Genomic DNA, 23,112 nt, shown 5'->3' on the forward strand with positions numbered 1-23,112 from the left:
AGCGGGCTCAGCCCGGATCCACCGCGCCCGTGAGCAGTTGCAGCACCAGCGCGTCCGCCGCCCACACCTGCCACGCCTCGGGGCTCCACCCCCGGTCGTGGACGAGCAGGTGGTAGCTCTCCGGGGCCAGTACGGCGAGCGCGAGGTCGGCGGCGCGGGCCGCGTCGAGGCCGGCCCGCAGGTCGGTCTTGGCCGCGAGCGCCTCGGCCAGGTGTAGCTGCACGGTGTGTCGATGGGCGATGTTGGTCCGCCACAACTGCGCGATCTCCGGGTCCACCGCGGCGGCGGATCGCACCACCTCCAGGATCGGCCCGACCCGGGCCAGGATCCCTGCGGTGGCGACCACTTGCAGCCGGATCTGGGTGACCGGCGCAGCCGCGAGCGCCTCGGCCACCCAGGGCCGGTCGAGCGTGGCGATCGGCTCGGCGTCCCCGGTCACCGCGACGTCGAGCAGTTCGGCCAGGATCGCCCGCTTGGTCGCGAAGGTGAAGTAGAGCGTCTGCACCGCGACACCCGCCTCGGTCGCGATGGCGGCCATCGTGGTGGCGACGTATCCGCGTGCGATGAACAGCTCACGCGCCGCACCGAGCATGCGTGCCCGGTTGGCGGCGGCCTTGGCCGCACGTACGCCCGTCCCCGGGGAACCCGTCGAGCTCGCCATGTCCGCCGTCCCGTCCGCTCTCGCCATTAACTGTAGTGGCACTCTAGTGGATCATATCGACGGAGAGCACGTGAGGTCGCCGCGCATCGAGATAACGGATATAGGAGATCCGCAATAGGCCCTGGGTCGCTACACTGCGGAGATGACGTCGCCGCAAGAGTCACCGCCGCGACCCGCGACGGGGCGCATCATCTTCCTGAACGGCACCTCCAGTTCCGGCAAGTCCAGCATCGCGACGGAACTGCTGCGCATCCTCGAACCCTCGCACTACCACCTCCCGGTGGACTCCTTCCACGCCATGCGTTCGAAGCGGCACATCGCGCCGGACCTCGTCCAGGCCGAGATCGACCGCACCGTCAGGGGCTTCCACCGCGCGGTCGCCGGCATGGCCGCCGCCGGGAACCATGTGGTGATGGACCACCTCCTCAGCAAACGTTGGCGCCTGCTCGACTGCCTGGACGTGCTGCCCGCCCGGGACGTGGTGCTGGTCGGGTTACGCTGCCCACGCGCCGAGTTGCTGCGCCGCGAACAGGCACGCGGGGACCGGCCTTCGGGCCTGGTGGCCCTCCAGTTCGACCGAGTGCACGCGCACGGCGTGTACGACCTCGAATGCGACACGCACACCTACAGCTCCGCCGAATGCGCCCGGCAGATCCGGGATTTCCTGCCGAACCGCCCGAGTCCGACCGCCTTCGAGCGGCTACGCCGGATGTTGCTCGACGGGTGAGCCGCGAGGCCACCGACGGAGCCGGCCCCGCACCGGGTCCGGCTCCCGAACCTGCCTCCGACCCGACACCCGAATCGGCACCAACCGGCACGCGACCGGCACCCGACGGCGCTCGAAGCGACCGCCCGGCGCATCCGATCGCGCCCTCCCGTACGTCCGTACCCCCCGCGTACCGTCTTGATCATCGGTGCGCCACCGGGCCACGCTTCACGCCTTCTCGATCGTCTGATCGTCGGGAAAACTGCCATATGCACGTCGCGCCGACCGGGCTTCGGCCCGGCCCGGCAGCCGCGTGCGCACACCGCTGCGACCCGGGAGGAACATGTACGACGGGTGCCCGAGACTCGGTCGACCACGCGCGACCGACCCGCGATTGCACCGGCGCACCGGTAGTCGAGCGAGGCCGCCTCGTGCGTCCTCCGCCGGTGCCGAACTCCCGTCGCCGGTACGGGATGCGCCGATCGCAGACGCCCCGGCACAGCTGCGTCGCGCAGCCGCGAGTACGCGCCCATCCGCACAGGAGGCACCCGCATGACCGCCACCGACCTCGGCCTGCCCGAGGTGCCCACGCAGGTTCCGATCCGGCGCCGGTCGCGGCGGATCGACGTCGGCGCCGTACCGGTGGGCGACGGGGCGCCGATCAGCGTGCAGACCATGACCACCACCTCGACCGCCGACGTCGACGCCACGCTGCAGCAGATCGCGGAGGTCACCGCCGCCGGCTGCGACATCGTCCGGGTCGCGGTGCCCTCCCAGGACGACGCCGACGCGCTGCCCGCGATCACGGCGCGATCGCCGATCCCGGTGGTCGCGGACATCCACTTCCAGCCGCGCTACGTCTTCCAGGCGATCGACGCGGGCTGCGCGGCGGTACGGGTGAACCCGGGCAACATTCGCCGGTTCGACGACAAGGTCCGGGAGATCGCGACGGCGGCGGGCGCGGCGGGCGTACCGATCCGGATCGGGGTCAACGCCGGCTCGCTCGACCCGCGGGTGCTGGCCCGGCACGGCGGTCGGGCCGATCCCGAGGCGCTGGTCGAATCGGCGCTGTGGGAATGCTCGTTGTTCGAGGAGCACGGCTTCGGTGACCTGAAGATCGCGGTCAAGCACCACGATCCGCGCACGGTGATCGCCGCGTACCGGTTGCTCGCCGCGCGCTGCGACTATCCGCTGCACCTGGGCGTGACCGAGGCCGGGCCCAGCCTCCAGGGCTCGATCAAGTCCGCCGTGGCGTTCGGCATCCTGCTGTCGGAGGGCATCGGCGACACGATCCGGGTGTCGCTGTCCGACTCGCCCACCGAACAGGTCAAGGCCGGCTGCCACATCCTGCAATCCCTCGGGCTTCGCCCGCGCCGACTCGAAATCGTCTCCTGCCCGGGCTGCGGCCGACTCCAGGTGGACATCCACCGCCTGGCCCGCCGGGTCGAGGCGGCCTTCGACGGCTTCCCGATCCCGCTGCGCGTCGCGGTCATGGGCTGTGTCGTGAACGGCCCCGGCGAATCCCGCGAAGCGGACATCGGCGTGTCCTCCGGCAACGGCAAGGGCCAAATCTTCGTCCGAGGCCAAATCGTGAAAACCGTTCCCGAATCCCAAATCGTCGAAGCCCTCCTCGAAGCCGCCCAATCGCTCACGCCCCCAACCCCGTAACCCCACACCTTCGGTCGCCCCGTCACGTGCCGGGGTCCGCGCCTGCCCGGTAGCGTCTCGATGCGCGGTGTGGGTGGGGTGGGCGCGCCGGACGGTGGGCGGCGGGTCCTCACGCCGGCCCCGGATCCGCTCCACGCGGACGCGCCGGGGCGGAGCGCGACGGCGGCCCGCGCCGCCCCCGTACCCGCGCGCCCACCCCGCGCGCACAAGGCTTGCGTGATCGTGCAAAAAGATGACGTTGCTCGTACTAGTCTTGCGCGCATGGTGCGTCGACTTGCTGAGGTTGCGAAGAAGGTCGGAGTGAGCGAGGCGACGGTCAGTCGCGTGCTCAACGGAAAGCCGGGGGTGTCGGAGGGGACCCGGGCCGCGGTGCTGACCGCGTTGGACGTGATGGGGTACGAGCGGCCCACCCAACTGCGCGGCGAGCGGGCGCGGTTGGTCGGATTGGTGTTGCCGGAGTTGCAGAATCCGATCTTCCCGGCGTTGGCCGAGATCGTGGTCGGCGCGCTCGCGCAACGCGGGTTCACGCCCGTGTTGTGCACCCAGACGGCCGGCGGGGTGACCGAGGCCGACTATGTCGAGATGCTGCTCGACCAGGCCGTTTCCGGGGTGATCTTCTTCGGTGGCATGTACGCGCAGGCCGATTCGCCGCACGGCCACTACGCCCGCCTGGCCGAGCGCAACCTGCCCACCGTGTTGATGAACGCCGCCGTGGACAACCTCGACTTCCCGCGGGTGAGCTGCGACGACGCGGCCGCCGCCGAGCAGGCGATCGCACATCTGACGGCGCTGGGCCACGACCGGATCGGAATGATCCTCGGGCCGCCGGACCACGTGCCCTCCAACCGCAAACTGGCCGCGGCCCGGCTCGCCGTACACCTCCCCGAGGACCGGATCGAACACGCGCTGTTCTCCCCCGAGGGCGGCCAGGCCGCCGCCACCCGGCTGATCAATCGCGGCATCACCGCGCTCGTGTGCGCCAGCGACCCGCTCGCGCTCGGCGCGGTAAGGGCCGTGCGCCGCCTGGGACTTCACGTTCCGGGCGATGTGTCGATCGTCGGCTACGACGACTCCGCGCTGATGTCGGCCACCGACCCGCCGCTGAGCACCGTACGCCAGCCGATCGAGCTGATGGGCCGGGCCGCGGTCGAGTTGCTGATGGCCGAGATCGCCGGCACCCGGGTCACCCACGACGAGCTGCTGTTCGAGCCGGAGTTGGTGCTGCGCAAGTCGTCGGGACCGGTTCCGGCGGCCGGTCGGGACACCCCCGACGACCGCTCCACCGGACCCACCGCCAACTGAAAGGCAGCATTCTGCAAGGCAGCATCGATCGAACCACCAACCCCTGTCGCTAATTTGCGAAATCTCGTCGACATCTTGTAGCCCCGTACTCCCCCGTGGTTGAGTGTGCAGCGCCACGCAGGGTCCGGAACGCACCTTCCCGGACGTCTGCGCCTGTTCGTTCCGTCGTCGGGTTCCATCGAGTACCGACCGAGATCCGCACGGCCGCCCCCGGGCCATGTCGTGCTGCCCGCAATCCCCCGCGGGCAGCACGACGACCTGCCGGCCGACGAGTCCCCACGGTCAGAAGGGCTCTTCAGATGCGCCAGATACGTGAAACCCGTCGCGCACGTCGGCTGCGCGACACCACGCCCAGGTACCGCAGATCCTCCGCCGCCCTCGTCGCCGCCGGTCTCCTCTTCGCCGGAGTCGCCTGCTCGGACGACTCCGGCGACAAAGCGGACAACGCCAAGGCCGACCCCTCGGGCGCCGCGAACCCCGCCGCGACCGGCGGCGGCAAGAAGGTCTCGATCACCGTCAACTGCAAGCCGCCGCGCACCGCCGAGGTCGACCGCAAGCAGTGGGAACAAGACGTGGCCACCTTCGAGAAGGCCAACCCGAATATCAAAATCGAGTCCAAGGACGCGTTCCCCTGCTCGGACCCGACCACGTTCGAGGCAAAGTTGTCCGGCGGACAGATGGAAGACCTGTTCTACGTCAACTACACCAATGTGCAGACCGTGCTGGCCCGCGGCGGCGCGGCCGACATCAGCGCCCACCTGGACAAGCTCGTCGCGGGCAAGGAACTTCGCCCCGACCTGGTGAAGTACTTCCAGGACGCCGGCGGCAAGACGTTCGGCGTACCGCGCACGAACTACTCGATGGGCCTGGTCTACAACCGCGCGCTGTTCACCAAGGCCGGCCTGGACCCGAACAAACCGCCGGCCACGTGGGACGAGGTCCGTGCCGCGGCCAAGAAGATCGCCGACAGCGGCGGCGGCACGGTCGGCTACGCCGACTACAGCGCGAGCAACCAGGGCGGCTGGCACTTCGTCGCCGAGTTGTATTCGCGCGGCGGCACGGCGGTGTCCGCCGACGGCAAGTCCGGCACCGTGAACACGCCCGAGGGCAAGGCCGTGCTGCAGACGCTGCACGACATGCGCTGGACGGACAACAGCATGGGCAGCAAGCAGTTGCTGACCATCGCGGACGTCCAGCAGATGATGGGCAGCGGTCGGCTCGGCATGTTCCTGGCCGCGCCCGACAACATCCCCACCATCGTCAACGAGTTCGGCGGCAAGCTCGCCGACCTGGGCATCGCGCCGATGCCCGAGGGCAAGGGCACCCTGGCCGGCGGCGACGGCTACATGTTCAACAAGAAGTGCACCCCCGAGCAGATCGAGGCGGGCCTGAAGTGGCTCGACTTCCTCGCGCTCACCCCGGGCAAGGGCCTGAACGACTGGGCCCGGGGCAAGACCGACAAGGAGCCGGTCGGACTGCCCGAGCCGGCCATCTGGACCGGCGGCGCCGCGAAGTCCAACGTCGACCTCAAGGCGGCCAACGCGAACCTGCCGGTGGAGAACTACGCGAGCTTCGCCGGCGCCACCGTCCCCGCGATCGCCGAACCCCCGAACGGCCAGCAGATCTACTCGATCCTGGACGGCGTGGTCTCCAGCGTGCTGACCAAGAAGGACGCCGACCTGGACAAGCTGCTCGGCGACGCGAACACCAAGATCACCCAGCAACTCGCCAAGTAGCCCCGGCCCGCGCGCAGCGGTCACCACCGGGCACTCTCCGCGCGCCCGACGGGCCGGCCGGGACACCACCCCAGCCCCGGCCCGCCCCGGCGCTCGGCCCGTTGCCCGCACACCCCCGACACCCGGCCACCCCGGCCCACCTGCCCACCTGCCCACCAGCGGCACCGGCACAAGCAGCAGCAGCGGCAGCGGCGACAAGCGACAGCAGCGAGGGAGCGCACGCCATGACAACCACGGTCGCGGTCTCGAAGCCGGACCCCCCGGGCCGGACCCGATGGCGACCCGGCGGCTCCCGAACCGGTCCCCGGGGCGGCCCCACCTCCCGCCCCCGGGGCCGAACCCGCCTGCGCCGCACGATCACCGCCAACCTCACCGCGTACGGATTCCTCGCCGGCGGCCTGCTCTGCTTCGCGCTGTTCTCCTGGTATCCGGCGATCCGGGCCATCCAACTGTCCTTCCAACGCACCGGCGGCCGGGCCGACGCGGGCACCGAGTGGGTGGGGTTCGACAACTTCACCACCGTCTTCCACGACCCCGAGTTCGCCGCCGCCTGGCGCAACACCTTCTACTTCACCGGACTGGCCCTGGTGATCGGCTTCGTGGTGCCGTTCGTACTGGCCCTGCTGATCAACGAAATGCGGCACGCCCGGGCGTTCTTCCGACTCGCGGTCTACCTGCCGGTGATGATCCCGCCGGTGGTCACCGCGCTGATGTGGAAATGGTTCTTCGACCCGGGACCGGGCCTGTTCAACGAGGTGCTCCGCGCCGCGCACCTGCCCACCTCGACTTGGACCAACGGCGAGGACACCGCGATGATCTCGCTGGTCCTGGTCGCCACCTGGGCCAACATGGGCGGCACGGTGCTGATCTACCTGGCCGCGCTCCAGGGCATCCCCGGCGAGTTGTACGAGGCGGCCGAGCTGGACGGCGCGAACCTGTGGCAGCGCATCCGGCACGTGACCGTCCCGCAGACCCGGTTCATCATCCTGATGCTGATGCTCCTGCAGATCATCGCCACGATGCAGGTGTTCGTCGAACCCTTCGTCATCACCGGCGGCGGACCCGGCGACTCCACCATCACCGTGCTGTACCTGATCTACAAATACGCGTTCGTCTACAGCGACTACGGAAGCGCCTGCGCGCTCAGCGTGCTGCTGCTGATCCTGCTCGCGGCGTTCTCCGCGCTGTACCTGCGGTTGACCCGGACGAAGGACTAGGGGGCCGGCGATGACGATCACGATCGGATCCGGCGGCGGGCGCGCCGGCGCATGGGCGGATCGGCGCGCGCATCGGCGGGCGGAACGCGCCGCGGAACGCTCCCGGCGCCGGGCCGGCGCCCAGGTACGCACCCTCGTCTCACCGATGCGGCTGCGCAGCAAACGAGGCAGGATCACCTACTGGGTGGTCTTCGCGCTCACCCTGGCGGGCTTCACGGCCGCGTTCCTGTTCCCCATCTATTGGATGGTCACCGGAGCGTTCAAGTCCCCCGACGAGATGTTGCAGAGCCCGCCGACCTACGTGCCGAAGGAATGGCACGCGGACAACTACGCCGAGGCGTGGCGCCGGATGGACCTGGCCCGCTACCTCGAGAACACCGCGCTCCAGGCGGGCGGCGCGTGGTTCTTCCAGATCGTGTTGTGCACGGCGGCGGCGTACGCGCTGTCCAAACTCAAGCCGGTGTTCGGGCAGATCGTGCTCGGCGCGATCCTGGCCACCCTGATGGTGCCCGCGTCCGCGCTGCTCGTGCCCAAGTACCTGACCGCGATCGACGTGCCATTCGTCGGCACCAACCTGCTCAACACCCCGTGGGCGATCTGGCTGCCGTCGGTGGCCAACGCGTTCAACCTGTACCTGCTCAAGCGCTTCTTCGACCAGTTGCCCGACGACGTGTTGGAGGCCGCGTCGATCGACGGCGCCGGACCGCTGCGGACCCTGTGGTACATCGTGCTGCCGATGTCGCGGCCGGTGCTCGGGGTGGTGTCGATCTTCGCGGTGGTCGCGGTCTGGCAGGACTTCCTGTGGCCGCTGCTGGTCTTCCCGGACACCGACAAGCAGCCGATCAGCGTCGCGCTGGTGCAACTGTCCGCGAGTCTGCCGCTGACCTACCTGATCGGCGCGATGGTGATCGCGAGCATCCCGATGGTCGCCATCTTCCTGGTCTTCCAGCGGCACATCATCGCCGGGATCAGCGCGGGCGGCGTCAAGGAGTAGACCTCCTCTCCCCCTCGCCCGCACCTCCTCTCCCCCTCTTCCCTTCCCCTCCCACCGAAAGGAACGCCGACGTGGCAGAGCACGGCCGACAGGGAGCGCAGGCGGCACCGTGGTGGCGCGGCGCGGTGATCTACCAGGTGTACCCGCGCAGCTTCGCCGACGGCGACGGCGACGGAACCGGGGACCTGGCCGGTGTGCGCGAGCGGCTACCGTACCTGGCCGAATTGGGCGTGGACGCGCTGTGGTTCAGCCCCTGGTATCCCTCGCCGATGGCCGACGGCGGCTACGACGTGGCCGACTACCGGGGCGTGGCACCGGAGTTCGGCACCCTGGCCGGGGCGGAGAAGCTGATCACCGACGCGCTGGAGCTGGGCATCCGCACCATCGTGGACATCGTGCCCAACCACGTCTCCAGCGAGCATCCGTGGTTTCGGGCGGCGATCGCCGACCCGAGGGCACCCGAACGCGAGTTGTTCTGGTTTCGGCCCGGACACGGCGAACTGCCGCCGAACAACTGGGTGTCCGAGTTCCACGGTTCGGCCTGGACCCGGGCCGACGATCCGGACGGCACGCCCGGCGACTGGTACCTCAACCTGTTCGACTCGCGCCAGCCCGACCTCAACTGGGCCCACCCGCGCGTCCGCGCGGAACACGAGGACGTACTGCGCTTCTGGTTCGACCGGGGCGCTTCCGGCGTGCGGATCGACTCGGCGGCGCTCCTGGAGAAGGACCCGGCGCTGCCCGACCTGGACCCGGACTCGACCGGCCCGCACCCCTACGTCGATCTGGACGGGCTGCACGCCATCTACCGTTCATGGCGCGCGATCGCCGACTCGTACCCGGATCCGCGCGCGCTGATCGGCGAGATCTGGCTGCCGGACACCGAGCGCTTCGCGCGCTACCTGCGGCCGGACGAGTTGCACACCGCGTTCAACTTCGACTTCCTGTCCTGCCCGTGGGAACCCGGCCGACTGCGCGCCTCGATCGAGGACACCCTGGCCGCGCACGCCCCGGTGTCCGCGCCCGCGACCTGGGTACTGGCGAACCACGACGTGACCCGAACGGTGACCCGGTACGGCCGTGCGGACACCTCGTTCCACTTCGCGACCAAGGCGCGCGGCGTACCGACCGATCCGGCACTGGGCACCCGCCGGGCCCGGGCGGCGGCGCTGCTCACCCTCGCGCTGCCCGGCGCGGTCTACATCTACCAGGGCGAGGAGTTGGGGCTGCCCGAGGTGGAGGACATCCCGGTGGCGGCGTTGCAGGACCCGATGGCCCTGCGCTCGGGCGGCACCTCGCCGGGCCGGGACGGCTGCCGGGTACCGCTGCCCTGGTCGGGGGACGCACCGCCGTACGGCTTCAGCCCGGCGCGCGCGTCGGCGCCGCCGTGGCTGCCGCAGCCGGCCGACTGGGCCGACCGGACCGCCGAGGCGCAGAGCGGCGACCCGGACTCGATGCTGACCCTGTACCGGACCGCGATCCGGCTGCGCCGCGCGGAATCGGCGCTCGGCGACGGCGATCTGACCTGGTTGCCGGGGGCATCGGCGCAGGTGATCGCGTTCACCCGGGGCGACCGGTTCGCGTGTGTGGTCAACCTGGGCCGAGAGCCGGTGGAGCTTCCCGAACACGCCGAACCGTTGCTGACGAGTGGGCCATTGGCCGACGACGGGCGACTCGGGTCGGACACCGCGGCTTGGTTGCGATTGTGAGTGAGGGCCCGGGCGTCGGTGCTTCGGCCGTTCGCGCGACCGCGGTTCGCTCACTCTCGCCAATCCGGGATCGGGCCCCCGTAACGGCGTAGCGTGGTGTCCCACGACCACAGCGAACTGCGGGGGATCCTCGCGGGGAGGGCGAACCGCATGGCGTTGCCACCTGCCGAGGCATCCCCTTCCGACCCGATTCGGATCCTGGACGTCGCCGGAGACGAATACCGCCAAGCCTTCGAACTCTTCCTCGCCGGATCGGACGAGAAGGCCGTGACCCATGCCCATCTGGCCGCGCTGGTGGAACAGTTGCCCCGCCGTTCGGTCTTCGTCGACATCGGGGCCGGTTCCGGTGCGACCACCCGGTACCTGAGCCGCTACTTCGAGCGCACGATCGCGATCGAACCCGGCGAGTACATGCGTACCGCGCTCCGCCTCGCCTGCCCGGACGCGGAGGTGCTGGGCGATCCCGTCGAAGCGGTGGAGTTGCCCGCCGTCGCCGACTTCGCGCTGTGTTCGCACATGCTGTACTACCTGCCGGAGCCGCGTTGGCTGCCCACGGTGCGGCGCATGCTGGGCTGGGTCCGACCGGGCGGTGAACTCGTCCTCGCGCTCCAGAATCCGGACAACGAGTGCATGCGCCTGGTGCGGCACTTCTTCGACGTGCGCTTCGACCTGGCGGCGACGGCGAGCGCGCTTGTCGCGGCCGACGACGGCCTCGTCGGGGACTGGACCGTCGAGACCCTGCCCGTGCGCTTTCGTGCGGACAACCTGGCCGACGCCCTCGCGGTGGCCGAGTTCATGGTGAACGTCCCGGACCTGGCCACCCGCGACCACCTGCCGAGCCGCAAGGCCCTCGAACACTACGTCCTGACCAACTTCGCCGAGCCGAACGACTCCGGCTTCTCCATCGGCCACGACCACGACATCGTCCGCATCCGACGATCGGCGGGCCCGTAGCCCCGGCCGCCGCCGAAACAACCGGGCCGGACAGGGCCTAGAAGACTCATGAAGATGTTGCGTTCTGGCCCCGCCGCGTCAGCGGCGGGACCAGACTCGTTTTCATGGTGCAGGGGGAATGGTCGGGTGAGTTGATCGGGCCGGACGTGTGGGCGACGTGTCGGGAGCTGATCCCGGCGGGGAGTGTGTTCGCGTTCCTGGCCGAGCATCGCGAGGCGTTGTTTCCGGCGGTGATGTTCGCGGACATGTATCCGTCGGCGAACGGGCGTCCGTCGATGCCGCCGCAGGTCCTGGCGGCGGCGATCACGTTGCAGGCCCTGAACGGGCTCTCGGACTTCGACACCGTGCAGGAACTGCGGTGCGACCTGCGGTGGAAGGCCGCCTGCGGGCTCGGCCTGCACGACATCGCGTTCGACCCGTCGCTGTTGGCGTACTTCCGTCGCCGCCTGGCCCGGTCGGCGCGTCCGGACCGGGTCTTCGACGCGGTCCGCGAGGTCGTGCGGGCCACCGGCGTGTTGAAGGGCAGGCAGCGTCGGGCGGTCGACTCCACCGTCCTGGACGACGCGGTCGCCACCCAGGACACCGTCACCCAACTCGTCTCCGGAGTGCGCGCGGTGATCCGTGAGGTCCCCGACGCCGCGGCCGTCGCGACCGAACACTGCCGCGCCCACGACTACACCGACCCGGGGAAACCCAGGATCGCCTGGAACGACCCGGCCGCCCGAGCCGATCTGGTGGACGCCCTGGTCCGCGACGCGTTCCTGCTGCTGGGGAACCTGCCCGACCGCGAGCACGGCGAACGCGCGGCGAACGCGATCGGCCTGCTCGCGCTCGTGGCGGGGCAGGACGTGGAGCCCGCCGACGGCTCCGACGGCCGCGACGGCAGGTGGCGGATCACCCGGGGCACCGCCCCCGACCGCGTCGTCTCGGTCGTCGACCCGCAGTCCCGACACATCCACAAGACCCGCAGCCGCCACCAGGACGGTTACAAGGCCCACCTGGTCGTGGAACCCGAGACGCTCCTGTTCACCGCGGTGGCACTCACCCCGGGTTCGGGCGCCGAACACCACGAGGCGAACGTCGTCCTCGACCTTCTCGCCGACGAGCCGGACCCGGTCGACCTCCTGGGCGACACCGCCTACTCCACCGGCGACGCCCGCGCGGTCCTGGAGGCCGCCGGGCACCGGTTGTTCCTCAAACCCGCCCCGTTGCGCAGCGCGGTGCCCGGCGGGTTCACCCTCGACGACTTCGCCGTCGACACCACCGCCCACACCGCGACCTGCCCGGCCGGCCACACCGCCGCCCTGGCAGCCCCCGCCGGACAACACCGCCAACGCAAGGCGTTCTTCGGCGACCACTGCACCGACTGCCCGCTCCGAGGCCGGTGCACCAAGGCCGAAGCCGGGCGGACCCTCACCATCCGTCCGCACCACGACCACCTCGCCGCCGCGCGTCGACAGGCCGCCACCGACCTCCATTGGCAGGCCGAGTACCGGCGTTGGCGCCCACCGGTGGAACGCGCGGTCGCCTGGATCGTCGCCCGCGGCAACCGCAGACTCCGCCACCGCGGCACCGCCCCCAACGATCGTTGGCTCCACGTCCGCGCCGCCGCGATCAACCTGCGGACCCTCATCCGCCTCGGCCTCACCCACGACGGCACCACCTGGCGCCTGCCCACCACCGCCTGAGCGGGGCACAGCACCCGAAACGCGACCCGTTCCGCCACTGACGCGACGGAACCGGTCCCAAGATTTTCATCGACCTTCTAGAGGTTGTAGCCGCCCGACACCTCGATGTTCTGGGCGGTCACCCAGCGGCTCTCCGTCGAGATCAGCGTGGCGATCATCGCGCCGATGTCGTCGGGTTCGCCGACCCGGCCGAGTGCGGTCTTCGCGGCGAGGGCGGGGATGACCTCGGGGAAACGTTCGAAGGCGTTGTCGCCGAGCCGGGTGCGGGTCGGGCCCGGGGAGACGGAGTTGACGCGGATGCCGCGGGTGGCGAACTCCTTGGCCATGTAGCGGGTCAGCACGTCGAGCCCACCCTTCATCGTCCCGTAGACCGAGTAGCCGGGCTCCAGTCCGACGCCGGTCGAGTTGCTGCTCGTGTTGACGATGGCGCCGCCGTCCTCCATCAGCGGCAGCAGTCGCTGGGTCAGGAAGTACGGGCCCTTGAGCAGTACGCGTGTCAGCAGGTCGAAGGTGTCCTCGGTGGTGTCCTCGAACATCGAGGTCCGCACGGATCCCGCGTTGTTGACGAGGTGGTCGAAGGTGTCCCGCTGCCAGGTGTCCCGCAGCGCGTCGACCACCGAGTCACGGAACGCCGGGAAGGTGCCGCTGTCGGCGAGGTCCAGCGGGAGTGCCACCGCCGTGCCGCCCGCCTTCTCGATCACGGCCGCGGTGTGCAGGCCTCCTTCCCGGTTGCTGCTGTAGGTCAGGATGACGCCCATCCCGCGCTCGGCGATCCGGATCGCGGCGCTCTGCCCGATACCGGAGCCCGCGCCGGTGACGATGGCGACCTTCATGGTGTTCCTCCGTGGGTTGTCGGCCGGCCCGGGAGAGTGGAGCGGATCGGGCGGCGCGATGGTGAATGGTGGTTGTCCCGGAGTGGCGGGTCTTGGTCCCCCGACTGTTTCCGGTGATTCCATTCAAGCCCGTTGACCTGCGAAAACGGTAGAACGATGCTCCCGCGTACTTGCCTGATCCTCCCGATCGAGGGCCGCGGCCGGGTTGTCTGCTGCACTGGAGCCATGTACCTCGACGAGTTCCGCACCCTGCTGGCCCGGCACGCGCGGTCCGACTGGACCACGGCGGTGGACGGCGTGCTCATCTCCAAGGTCGACCGGTCCGACCCGCCCACGCCGTCGATGTCCGGCACGATCCTGGCGGTCATCGCCCAAGGCGCGAAACGACTGGCGCTGGGCGACCGGGTGTTCGAATACGGTGCCGGGCAATACCTGGTCGCGTCGGTCGACCTCCCCGTGACCGGCCAGTTCATCGGCGCCGACCCGGACCGGCCCGCGCTCGGGTTCGGCCTGGTGCTGGAACCGTCCGCCGTCGCCGAACTGCTCCTTCAGGCCGGGCCCGGACACTCGCCGCGCACCACCTCCGGCGCGCCGTCGGGCATCGCCGTCAGCGACGCCTCCGACGAACTCCTCGACGCCGTGGTGCGCGTGCTTCGCCTGCTGGACCACCCGCGTGACCGGGACGTCCTCGCGCCCCTGGTCAAGCGGGAGATCCTGTGGCGGCTGATCACCGGCGAACAGGGCGCCGTGGTACGCCAACTCGGCCTCGCCGACAGCAGCCTCAACCACATCGCACGCGCCGTGCGCTGGATCCGCGAGCACTACGCGCAGCCGTTTCGGGTCGAGACCGTCGCGCGATCGACCGGCATGAGCGTGTCGGCCTTCTACCGCAACTTCCAGGCGGTGACCGCGATGAGCCCCATCCAGTTCCAGAAGCAGATCCGGCTCCAGGAAGCCCGGTTGCTGCTCGCCACGCACCCCAACGACGTCACCGGCGTCGGTCGGCGCGTCGGCTACGACAGCCCGTCCCAGTTCAGTCGGGAGTACCGGCGCCTCTTCGGTACGTCCCCGAGTCGGGATGCCGTGCGATTGCGTGACACGTACGCCCCGGCGGGAGCGTCCGTCGCGCTCTGAGGCAGTGCGTCAGTTCGCGCTCAGACCCGTGCCCGCCAACGCGAAGCGCACCGTGTGGGCCCGGTCCTCGGGGGCGACCGCCGTGCCCGTACGCAGGTGGTCGTGGAGGGTGGCCAGGGTCAGGCGGTAGATCGCGCGGGCGTCGGCCGGCGGGTTCGGGGTCGGCGCGCCGGCCAACGCCTCGCGCAGGGGGCGGAGCATGGCCTCGATCGAGTCGCGTTGTTCGGTCGGGAAGAGGTCGGCCAGGCGGTCCTGGTGGGCGACGAACGGGCGCGTGCGGGCGGCCGCGATCGGGTCGCCGGCCTGGGCGAGGACGCCCTCGATCCAGGCGGCGACCTTGCCCGCGACCTCGGGCGCGCTCGACATCCGGTGGTCCAGGTACGCGGCCATCCGCCGCCGGCCGTCGTCGAGCATCGCCACGAGCAGTTCGTCCTTGGACCGGAAGTGCCGGTAGAACGCCTGGTTCGACAGCCCGGACTCGCGCATGATGTCGCGCATCGTGGGATCGAGGCTGCCGGTGCGCTCGACCACCCGGTAGGTCGCGTCGATCAGTCGCCGAACCTCCTGCTCGTAGACCGCCCATCGCGCCTCCAGCGGCCGGCGGACCGCGTTGCCCACCAGACCCTCGGAGCTCGCCGCCGCTTCGGTCCCTTGGAGCTTGTCGACCCCGTCGACCCCGTCGATCTCGTCCATCGGCGGTCCCCACCCTCGATTCTCCGACGCTCTTGTTTGTCGGAACGCTGCATCATACTATCCGGAACAACGTTCTCGGACATACTCACTGCGTTCCCGGCTACACCCCGCACGGTTCTCCCGGGCAGCGGAAGCAGCGAGGAAGGGGTCTCCATGCAGCGCGAGGTTCTACTGACCGGGATCGGCGGTCAGGGCATCCAGCTCGCCACCGCACTGCTCGCCGCGGCCGCGGTGGCCGAGGGCCGGCACGCGATGTACTTCGGGTCGTACGGCGGCATGATGCGCGGCGGCAACTCGGACACCACACTCGTCCTCGGCGACGCGCCGGTCGAGAGTCCGCCGACCGTCGCCTCGGCCTGGTCCGGCCTGGTCCTGCACCCCGCACACGCGAGCGGCGTCTACTCCCGACTGCACGACGACGGCCTGCTCGTGCTCAACACGAGCCTGTGCGACCCGGGCACGACACCCGTCGTCGGCCGGCTCGTGCCCATCCCCGCCTCGGAGTTGGCCGCGAGCACCGGCAACCCCGCGGCGGTGACCATGATCGCGCTCGGCGCGTACGCCGCCGCGACCGCCGTCGTCGGCCTCGACACCCTCCTGGACACCGCCGCCGAGGTGTTGCCGCCGTATCGAAGGCAACACGCGGAAGGCATCCGCAGCGCGCTGCGGATGGGACACGCGCACGCCGGACCGGCGCTGCGAGCCTGGCCGGTGTACGCGTGAGCGGCCGAGGCCCGGGGACCGCGCGGCCCGGCGAACCGGTGCTCAGCAAGGGCACCCTGGTGATCGACGTCGACGCCTGCAAGGGCTGCGACCTGTGTATCGACGCGTGCCCCGTGGACGTGTTGCGGATGACCGTCGACGAGGTCAACGACCGGGGCTACCGCTATCCGCAGCTGTTGCCCGGCTGCATCGCCTGCAAGGCGTGTTCGGCGGTCTGCCCGGACTTCGTCTTCCAGGTCTACCGGTACGACGAACCCCGCGACGAGACCGGAGGCGACCGCCGATGAGCAGGCCAGGGACCACGACCGACACCCGCCCGCCCGTACTGCCCGGCTCGGCCGCGATCGGCGAGGCGATGATCGCGGCCGGCTGCCGGTTCTTCGCCGGTTACCCGATGACGCCGTTCACCGAGGTGCTCGAACACATGGCGGCCCGGCTGCCCGAGGTCGACGGCGTCTGCGTCAACGCGGAGAGCGAGTTGGAGGCGGTCGGGATGGCGTGGGGCGCCGCCGCCACCGGTACGCCGGCCGCGACCGGGTCGACCGGGCAGGGCCTGTCGCTGATGCAGGAGTCGCTGGCCGAGATCGTGTACGCGCGGCTGCCGCTGGTGGTGTTGAACATGGCGCGCGCGCAGGGCGACTACTTCCAGGCCACCCGCGGCGGCGGACACGGCGACTACCGGCACCTGGTGCTCGCGCCGTGCGATGTGCGCGAGGCGGTCGAGTTGACCCAGTACGCGTTCCACCTGGCCGAGTTCTGGCGCAGTCCGGTGCTGGTGATGGGCGACTACTACCTGGCCCACACGCACGTGTCGGTCGACGTCCGGCCGCGCGACTTCGGCCCGCTGCCCGCGCGCGACTGGGCGCTGGACGGCTCGTCCGGCGGGACCGGCGCGGCCAGACTTCTCTCGCCGCTGTCCGACCGCAAGCAGCGGCACGCCGGCGATCGCACCGACGCCGGCTACGACCTGGCCGAGTTCTACACCCGGCACGGCGGTGCGATGGAACGCATGGTCGCCGAGACCGAACCCCGCGCGGAGACCGGGTTCCTGGCCGACGCCGAGGTCGTGGTGGTCGCGTACGGAACGCCCGCGCTGTACGTCCGCCAGGCCGTTCGCGACCTGCGCGCGCTGGGCCTGCGGGTCGGCTACGTGCGCCCGATCACGCTGGTGCCGTTCCCGAGCGAGATCGTGCGCGCCGCGGCGGCGGGCGCGCGGGTGGTGGCGGTGTACGAGAACAGCGGAGGACAGATGGTGGACGACGTACGCCTGGCCGTGCTCGGCGCGGCGCCGGTGCGGTTCATCGGCCGGCTCAGCCTGGACTCGTCCGGCTTCGGCATCGCGCCCGACCTCGATGTCGGTGCGATGCGGCGGCGGATCGAGGCGGTGTTCGCGTCGGCCGGCGACGGATCGGCACGAGCCCCGGCGGTCGATCCGAATCCGGCCGCAGACCGGGACTCGGCCGCCGACGCCCGACCCGCGGCGGACCACCGATGAGCGCCGGAACGCCGACGAGCGGTGCCTCCACCGGCGCGGCCACCCCGCCGGACCCCGCGTCCGGTGCCCGGTCCGGCCCGCAGCCCGGCCCGCAGCCCGCCGGACGCCGCGAGTTGCCCGTGCTGACCACCACCGCCACCGCGCCCACGTGCGGGGCCCGGCTCGTGCACGACTTCACCCCCGATCTGATCGACGTCGGCGCGCATCACCTGTGTCCCGGCTGCGGCGAGCCGATCGCGATGCGCTCGATGGTCGAGCAGGTACAGGAACTGGACCAGGTCACCAAGGCGATCGCGGTGTTCGGGATCGGCTGCTACACGGCCTACTCCAACAACCTCGACATCGAGGTGCTGCAAGCCCTGCACGGCCGGGCCCCGTCCCTGGCCACCGGCGTCAAGCGCTGCCGGCCGGACACCCTCGTGTTCACCGTGCAGGGCGACGGCGACATGGTCAACGAGGGCCTCCAGGAGGTGCTGCACACGGCGGCACGCGGCGAGAACGTCACGTGCTTCATGCTCAACAACGGCGTATTCGGCGAGACCGGGGGACACATGACCGCCGCGACCGTGCTCGGCCAGCGCACCAAGAACACGCTGGACGGGCGCGACGCGGCCGTACACGGCTACCCGATCCGACTCGCCGATCTGATCGCCGAACTCGACGGCGCCGCGTACGTCGCGCGCGGCGCGGTCAACGACATCGTCAACATCACCCGCACCACCCGCATGATCAAGAACGCGTTCCGAACCCAGTTGCGCGGCGACGGCTTCTCGTTCGTGGAGATCCTGACCATGTGCCCGACCGGCTGGTTCGTGGACACCGCCGCCGCGCCCGACTATCTGGCGAACACGCACGCCGCGACGCACACCCTCGGCGTACTGAAGGACCGGAGGACATCCGCGTGAGTGACGCGCCCGAACCCGAGCAGACGCACAGGCCCGCGCCCGAACCCGATCGGCCGTCCATCGTGGTCGCCGTCATGTACCCCTCGGCCTGGGACATCAGGCCGGCGCACGTGCTCGCGGCCGACCTCGACGCGGTGCGCGCGCTCGATCCCCGGCTGGAGATCGTGGACTGCCGCTACGTCGAACCCGAGCGCCTGCGCACCGAGCGCGGCCGGCCCGGCACCGCCGCCCGCCCGGAACTGCGCGAGCTCGCCCCCGAGTTGACCGCCGACCAGCGCGACCTGCTGGCCCGGGCCGAGATCGCGCTGGTCGCGGACCTGCCGTTCGAGGTGGCGGACCTGGCGCCGAAGCTGCGCTGGGTGCAAAGCTGCGCGGCGGGCAACGGGCAACTGCTCTCGGCGGGCCTGCCCACCGAGCGGATCCGGCTGACCACGGCGGCCGGTGTGAACGGCACGCCGATCGCGGAGTTCGTCTTCGCCCGGATGCTCGCGTTCTTCAAGCGGCATCGCGAGCTGGACGCGCTCCAGGACGCGCGGCGCTGGAAGCCGGCGTTCGGCGGGCTGATCCAGGGCCGGACTCTGGGTCTGATCGGCGTCGGCGGGATCGGTTCGCAACTGGCGCGCCGAGCCCAGGCGTTCGGGATGACGGTGCACGCGACGCGGCGTCGGGTGGAGGTGCCCGCCGAGCACGTGGACCGGCTCTTCCACCCGGACGACCTGCACGAGATGTTGGCGGGCTGCGACGCGGTGGTGTCCGCGGCCCCGGAGACGGCGGACACGGTCGGCACGATGAACGCCGCCGCGTTCGCCGCGATGCGCGAGGGCGCGTTCTACTGCAACGTCGGCCGGGGGTCGTTCGTGGTCGAGGCGGACCTGATCGCGGCGCTGCGCGGCGGCCGGCTCGGCGGCGCCGCCCTGGACGTGGTCGCGGCCGAGCCGCTGCCCGCCGACGACCCGCTGTGGGACGCGCCGAACCTGTACCTGTCCGCGCACTGCTCCAGCGCGGCCCTCGAACACTTCACCGAGGTCTTCCGGCTCTTCCGCGACAACCTGGCCCGGTACCTGGCGGGCGAGGAACTCCGCAACCGGATCGACCCGGACGCGGGCTGCTGAATCCCCGGCTGCCCATCACCGCCACCGCCGGCGCCACCACCGCCCATACCACCCCAGCGACCCAAGGACGGATCAGCAGATGAGCGACGAAACCGTGTCCGCGACGGGCGAGCCGGCCGCCGAACGCACCCTCGGCGGGATCGGTACCCGGGTGTTGTTCGAGGACGACAAGGTCCGGATCTGGGAACTCGAACTCGCTCCGGGCGCGCGCAGCGACGCGCACCGGCACGAACTGGACTACTACCTGATCCAGATCGCGGGCGACCGGATCGCGGTCGAACCCGAACCGGACACCGAAGGCGAGTACCGCGAGTACTTCGCCGCCGACGTGGTTCCCGGCGTGGTCGTCCCGATGCGACGCGGCGGCGTGGAGACCGCGATCAACGTCGGCGAGCAGCGGTATCACGAGATCATCGTCGAACTGAAGGACCGCTGACCCGGGTTGTCACACCGGCGCGGAGCACCGACGAAAGGGTGTGGCAATGGCGCACGAGGGTCTGGTGATCGACGCCGTGTTCACGGGCGCGGCGCGGGCCGTCCCGGACCGGCCGGCGGCGGTCCTGGGCGAGGACGCGCTCACCTTCGGCGCCTTGCACGCGGCGGCGTCCGGCACCGTACACGCGCTGCGTGCGGCCGGCGTCCGGCGCGGTGACCGGGTCGCGTGCTGGAACCGGACCACGCTCGACGTGCTGCCGGTGTTCGTGGCGCTGGCCCGGATCGGCGCGGTGTACGTCCCGCTGAGCCCGGGGCTGTCCGCGGCCGAGGCGACCGCGACGGTACGGGTGGCCCGGCCGGCGCTGATGATCGCGGACGAGAGTGTGCCGGGCGCGGCGGTGGGGGCCGCGCTCGGCGTACCGGGACTCGGTCTGGCGGAGGTCGCGGGTTCGGCGGATCCGGCGCACACCGCGCCGAGCGGCGGAGACGGCGGAGACGGCGGAGACGGCGAGACCTGCGACGGTCCGCGTGAGAGCGACCCGCACGTGCTGTTCTTCACGTCCGGCAGCACCGGTCGGCCCAAGGGCGTGATCCTCTCCCACCGCACGAACGTGCTGCGCACCCATCCCGGGGCGCAGCTCGAACCGCGCGGCGCGATGGTGTGCCCGTACCCGCTGTTCCACATGGGTGCCTGGACGATCGCGCTGCAGCAGTGGCAGGCCCGCGACACGGTGGTCCTGGTCACCCGGGCGGACGGCCCGGAGATCGTGTCCGCGGTGCGCCGGCACCGCGCGACCCGACTGAACTGCGTACCGGCGGTCTGGCAGCGGGTGTTGGACACGCTCGCGGCGGAGGAGGGACCCGACGGCGGCACGCTGGCGACGTTGCGGTTCGCCGACACCGGTACCTCCCGCACCCCGCCGGAGTTGCTCGCGGCGATCGCCGAGGCCGCCCCGAGCGCCGTGCTCCGCGTCTTCTACGGCTCGACCGAGGCGGGCAACGTGGCCGCGCTCGACGGCGACGACGTGCCGCGCAAGCCGGGCAGTTGCGGAGTGCCGAGCCCCTACCAGGAGGTCGAGCTCGGGGCCGACGGCGAGGTGTGCGTGCGCGGGCCGCTGCTGTTCGACGGCTACTTCGACGACGAGGCGGCCACCCGCGCGGTACTGCGGGACGGCCGCTTCCACACGGGCGACCTCGCGACCGTGGACGCCGACGGCTACCTGAGCATCGTCGGCCGGGTGGGCGAGCTGATCCGCACCGGCGGCGAAGCGGTCGCTCCCGGCGAGGTCGAGGCGGTGCTGCTCCGGGTCGAGGGGGTCCGCGAAGCGGCCGTGGTGGGTCTGCCGGACCCGACCTGGGGCGAATTGATCTGCGCGGTCGTGGTGCCGACCGACGCCACGAGCCCACCCGACCTCACCACACTGCGCGCCGCCTGCGCGGGCCGACTCGCCACCCACAAACACCCGCGCCGAGTGGTCTACGTACCCGAACTCCCCCGCACCCCCGCAACCGGCCAGATCCTGCGCCGTCACCTGGTCCAGCAGATCACCACGACCCGGAAGTAGCTCCCCCGGATCACCGTCGGTTCCCGTCAGGCTTCCTGCCTCGGGTCCTCGCCGCCCGGGCGGAGGCCGGCCACCATCAGGCGCAGGAGGTGTTCGGCCTGGGTCGACGGCACCTGTTCGCGCAGCCAGGCGGCGGCGTTCATCAGTGCGTGGATGTCCGCGGCGGTGACCTCGTCGCGGACCGCGCCCGCGTCGCGGGCGGTGCTCAGCAGGCTCTCGGTGATCGCGGCCATGCGCTCGCACGCCTCGTGCAGTTCCGAGGCCTCGTCGCCGAGGCCCTCCATCAGCAGCGCGGCAAGGCCCCGGTAGGCCGCCGCGTGTACCGCGACCGCACCCATCCAGCGGGCGATCGCGGCCAACGGCATGCCCTGCTCGGGTGGTTCTTCGGCGGACTCGAAGAGGGTCGCGTGCCGTTCGCGGAGCAGGGCGGCGGCGAGGGCCCGCCGGTTGGGGAAGTGCCCGTACAGGGTTCCGATGGCGACTCCCGCCTGGCGGGCGATGCCCTCCAGGGACGCGCCCGTGCCCTGTTCGCGGAACGCCGCGTCGGCCGCCTCGAGGATGCGCTCGTAGTTGCGTTGCGCGTCGGCGCGCGGTCGGCGCGTTCGGGTGCCGCTCATCCACCTGCCCCTTGCTTATTCGAGGGTACCTCGACTTATTATTCCGAGGAGCCCTCAGTTTAGCCGAGGGTCCTCAGTCGAAGGAGCTGCACATGATCTTGGTTACCGGGGCCACCGGATCCATCGGCGGATATCTGGTCCACCGACTCCAGGACCTCCAGGCGCCGTTCACCGCACTGGTCCGGGACGCCGACAAGGGTCGGGCGTTGGGCTGCCCGTACGTCGTGGCGGACTTCGACGACCCCGACTCGATCGCCGCGGCGCTGGTCGGGGTGGACCGGGTCCTGCTCAACGGCCCGGGCGCGGCACCGACCGTCGACGGGGCGGCGCAGCCGATGGTGGCCCGACAACTGGCCTTCATCGACGCGGCCGGGCGGGCCGGGGTGGCACGAATCGTCAAGGTCTCGGTCTGGCACGCGCAGCCGGGCGGCAGACTCGCTCAGGGTGCGCACTGGGAGATCGAACAGCACCTGAAGGCGTCCGGCATCGAGTGGTCCCTTCTGCAACCCAGCGGCTTCATGCAGAACTTCCACACCGGGGCGGGCACGTTCAGCGCCGACGGGAGCCTGATCGCTCCGGCGGACGACGCGCCCGTCTCGTACATCGACTGCCACGACATCGCCGCGTGCGCGGCCGTCCTGCTCACCGAACCCCGGGGCGCGGGAGAGACGTTCGTGCTCACCGGCCCGGAGGCACTCACGATGGCCGAGGTCGCCGGGCAGTTGTCCGAACTGCTCGACAAACCGGTCCATGTCGTCGGGCTGACTCCGGACGACATGGCGAGGCAACTCGTGGCGCAGGGCGTCCCCGAACAGTTCGCCGACGACGTCGCCGCGCTATGGGCCGACATCGGCACCGGCTCCCTGGCCGCCACCACACCCGACGTCGAACACCTGACCGACCAAAAACCACGCACCTTCACCGAATTCCTCACCACAAACCAAGCCCACTTCCGCTGAGAAGCG

Annotated in this window: 22 protein-coding genes; 18 read left to right on the plus strand and 4 right to left on the minus strand. The window is 71.0% G+C overall.

The annotated features are described in order from the left end of the window. Positions 1 to 7 precede the first annotated feature (7 nt). On the minus strand, positions 8 to 661 hold the full coding sequence (locus OG948_RS46655; RefSeq protein ID WP_331771095.1) for a helix-turn-helix domain-containing protein: 654 nt from the start codon (positions 659 to 661) through the stop codon (positions 8 to 10). 142 nt (positions 662 to 803) lie between these two features. Here OG948_RS46655 and OG948_RS46660 point away from each other — a divergent pair, with 142 nt between their 5' ends. From OG948_RS46660 to OG948_RS46700, 9 genes are all read left to right on the plus strand, one after another. Continuing rightward, positions 804 to 1,388, plus strand: coding sequence for a phosphotransferase-like protein (locus tag OG948_RS46660; RefSeq protein WP_331771096.1), 585 nt, complete (start codon positions 804 to 806; stop codon positions 1,386 to 1,388). Positions 1,389 to 1,919: 531 nt separating this feature from the next. Next, entirely contained in the window at positions 1,920 to 3,035 is a 1,116-nt protein-coding gene (ispG, locus tag OG948_RS46665; protein WP_331771097.1) for a flavodoxin-dependent (E)-4-hydroxy-3-methylbut-2-enyl-diphosphate synthase, read from the plus strand. Between the two features lie 261 nt (positions 3,036 to 3,296). Continuing rightward, entirely contained in the window at positions 3,297 to 4,337 is a 1,041-nt protein-coding gene (locus tag OG948_RS46670) for a LacI family DNA-binding transcriptional regulator (protein ID WP_331771098.1), read from the plus strand. Positions 4,338 to 4,636: 299 nt separating this feature from the next. Further along, positions 4,637 to 6,073 carry an extracellular solute-binding protein gene (locus tag OG948_RS46675; RefSeq protein ID WP_331771099.1) on the plus strand — a complete coding sequence of 479 codons (1,437 nt, stop codon included), beginning with the start codon at positions 4,637 to 4,639 and terminating at the stop codon, positions 6,071 to 6,073. Positions 6,074 to 6,297: 224 nt separating this feature from the next. Next, entirely contained in the window at positions 6,298 to 7,290 is a 993-nt protein-coding gene (locus tag OG948_RS46680; RefSeq protein WP_331771100.1) for a sugar ABC transporter permease, read from the plus strand. Between the two features lie 145 nt (positions 7,291 to 7,435). Beyond that, positions 7,436 to 8,284 carry a carbohydrate ABC transporter permease gene (locus OG948_RS46685; RefSeq protein ID WP_331773528.1) on the plus strand — a complete coding sequence of 283 codons (849 nt, stop codon included), beginning with the start codon at positions 7,436 to 7,438 and terminating at the stop codon, positions 8,282 to 8,284. A 71-nt stretch (positions 8,285 to 8,355) separates the two neighbouring features. Then, positions 8,356 to 9,993 carry a glycoside hydrolase family 13 protein gene (locus OG948_RS46690; RefSeq protein ID WP_331771101.1) on the plus strand — a complete coding sequence of 546 codons (1,638 nt, stop codon included), beginning with the start codon at positions 8,356 to 8,358 and terminating at the stop codon, positions 9,991 to 9,993. 150 nt (positions 9,994 to 10,143) lie between these two features. Then, a complete protein-coding gene (locus OG948_RS46695; protein WP_331771102.1) occupies positions 10,144 to 10,947 on the plus strand; it encodes a class I SAM-dependent methyltransferase in 804 nt (267 codons plus the stop codon). 107 nt (positions 10,948 to 11,054) lie between these two features. Continuing rightward, complete coding sequence (locus tag OG948_RS46700; RefSeq protein WP_406300154.1) at positions 11,055 to 12,635, plus strand: IS1182 family transposase; 1,581 nt, start codon at positions 11,055 to 11,057, stop codon at positions 12,633 to 12,635. A 77-nt stretch (positions 12,636 to 12,712) separates the two neighbouring features. Here the strand turns inward: OG948_RS46700 and OG948_RS46705 are convergent, their stop codons facing one another. Continuing rightward, positions 12,713 to 13,468, minus strand: a complete 756-nt coding sequence (locus tag OG948_RS46705) for an SDR family oxidoreductase (protein WP_331771104.1) — start codon at positions 13,466 to 13,468, stop codon at positions 12,713 to 12,715. 225 nt (positions 13,469 to 13,693) lie between these two features. Between OG948_RS46705 and OG948_RS46710 the strand changes: the two genes are divergently transcribed. After that, complete coding sequence (locus OG948_RS46710; RefSeq protein WP_331773529.1) at positions 13,694 to 14,602, plus strand: AraC family transcriptional regulator; 909 nt, start codon at positions 13,694 to 13,696, stop codon at positions 14,600 to 14,602. 9 nt (positions 14,603 to 14,611) lie between these two features. Here the strand turns inward: OG948_RS46710 and OG948_RS46715 are convergent, their stop codons facing one another. Beyond that, positions 14,612 to 15,295 carry a TetR/AcrR family transcriptional regulator gene (locus OG948_RS46715; protein WP_331771105.1) on the minus strand — a complete coding sequence of 228 codons (684 nt, stop codon included), beginning with the start codon at positions 15,293 to 15,295 and terminating at the stop codon, positions 14,612 to 14,614. Positions 15,296 to 15,448: 153 nt separating this feature from the next. Here OG948_RS46715 and OG948_RS46720 point away from each other — a divergent pair, with 153 nt between their 5' ends. From OG948_RS46720 to OG948_RS46750, 7 genes are all read left to right on the plus strand, one after another. Further along, positions 15,449 to 16,018, plus strand: a complete 570-nt coding sequence (locus tag OG948_RS46720; RefSeq protein WP_331771106.1) for a 2-oxoacid:acceptor oxidoreductase family protein — start codon at positions 15,449 to 15,451, stop codon at positions 16,016 to 16,018. Further along, a complete protein-coding gene (locus tag OG948_RS46725; RefSeq protein WP_331771107.1) occupies positions 16,015 to 16,305 on the plus strand; it encodes a 4Fe-4S dicluster domain-containing protein in 291 nt (96 codons plus the stop codon). Before OG948_RS46720 ends, OG948_RS46725 begins: the two co-directional genes overlap by 4 nt. Then, positions 16,302 to 17,513: a hypothetical protein gene (locus tag OG948_RS46730; protein ID WP_331771108.1), complete on the plus strand. Its 1,212-nt coding sequence runs from the start codon at positions 16,302 to 16,304 to the stop codon at positions 17,511 to 17,513. Before OG948_RS46725 ends, OG948_RS46730 begins: the two co-directional genes overlap by 4 nt. Beyond that, a complete protein-coding gene (locus OG948_RS46735) occupies positions 17,510 to 18,418 on the plus strand; it encodes a thiamine pyrophosphate-dependent enzyme (protein WP_331771109.1) in 909 nt (302 codons plus the stop codon). Before OG948_RS46730 ends, OG948_RS46735 begins: the two co-directional genes overlap by 4 nt. Continuing rightward, positions 18,415 to 19,530 carry a D-2-hydroxyacid dehydrogenase gene (locus tag OG948_RS46740; protein WP_331771110.1) on the plus strand — a complete coding sequence of 372 codons (1,116 nt, stop codon included), beginning with the start codon at positions 18,415 to 18,417 and terminating at the stop codon, positions 19,528 to 19,530. Before OG948_RS46735 ends, OG948_RS46740 begins: the two co-directional genes overlap by 4 nt. A gap of 79 nt (positions 19,531 to 19,609) precedes the next feature. Then, the gene (locus OG948_RS46745) at positions 19,610 to 19,966 is read left to right on the plus strand and encodes a hypothetical protein (RefSeq protein ID WP_331771111.1); all 357 of its coding nucleotides are present in this window, start codon (positions 19,610 to 19,612) and stop codon (positions 19,964 to 19,966) included. Positions 19,967 to 20,012: 46 nt separating this feature from the next. Then, positions 20,013 to 21,530 carry a class I adenylate-forming enzyme family protein gene (locus OG948_RS46750; RefSeq protein ID WP_331771112.1) on the plus strand — a complete coding sequence of 506 codons (1,518 nt, stop codon included), beginning with the start codon at positions 20,013 to 20,015 and terminating at the stop codon, positions 21,528 to 21,530. Between the two features lie 26 nt (positions 21,531 to 21,556). Here the strand turns inward: OG948_RS46750 and OG948_RS46755 are convergent, their stop codons facing one another. Beyond that, positions 21,557 to 22,147, minus strand: a complete 591-nt coding sequence (locus OG948_RS46755; protein WP_331771113.1) for a helix-turn-helix domain-containing protein — start codon at positions 22,145 to 22,147, stop codon at positions 21,557 to 21,559. 92 nt (positions 22,148 to 22,239) lie between these two features. Here OG948_RS46755 and OG948_RS46760 point away from each other — a divergent pair, with 92 nt between their 5' ends. Further along, complete coding sequence (locus OG948_RS46760; protein WP_331771114.1) at positions 22,240 to 23,106, plus strand: SDR family oxidoreductase; 867 nt, start codon at positions 22,240 to 22,242, stop codon at positions 23,104 to 23,106. The last annotated feature ends 6 nt before the right edge of the window (positions 23,107 to 23,112 follow it).

It is taken from the genome of Embleya sp. NBC_00888, assembly GCF_045207655.1.
Classification (GTDB): Bacteria; Actinomycetota; Actinomycetes; order Streptomycetales; family Streptomycetaceae; genus Embleya.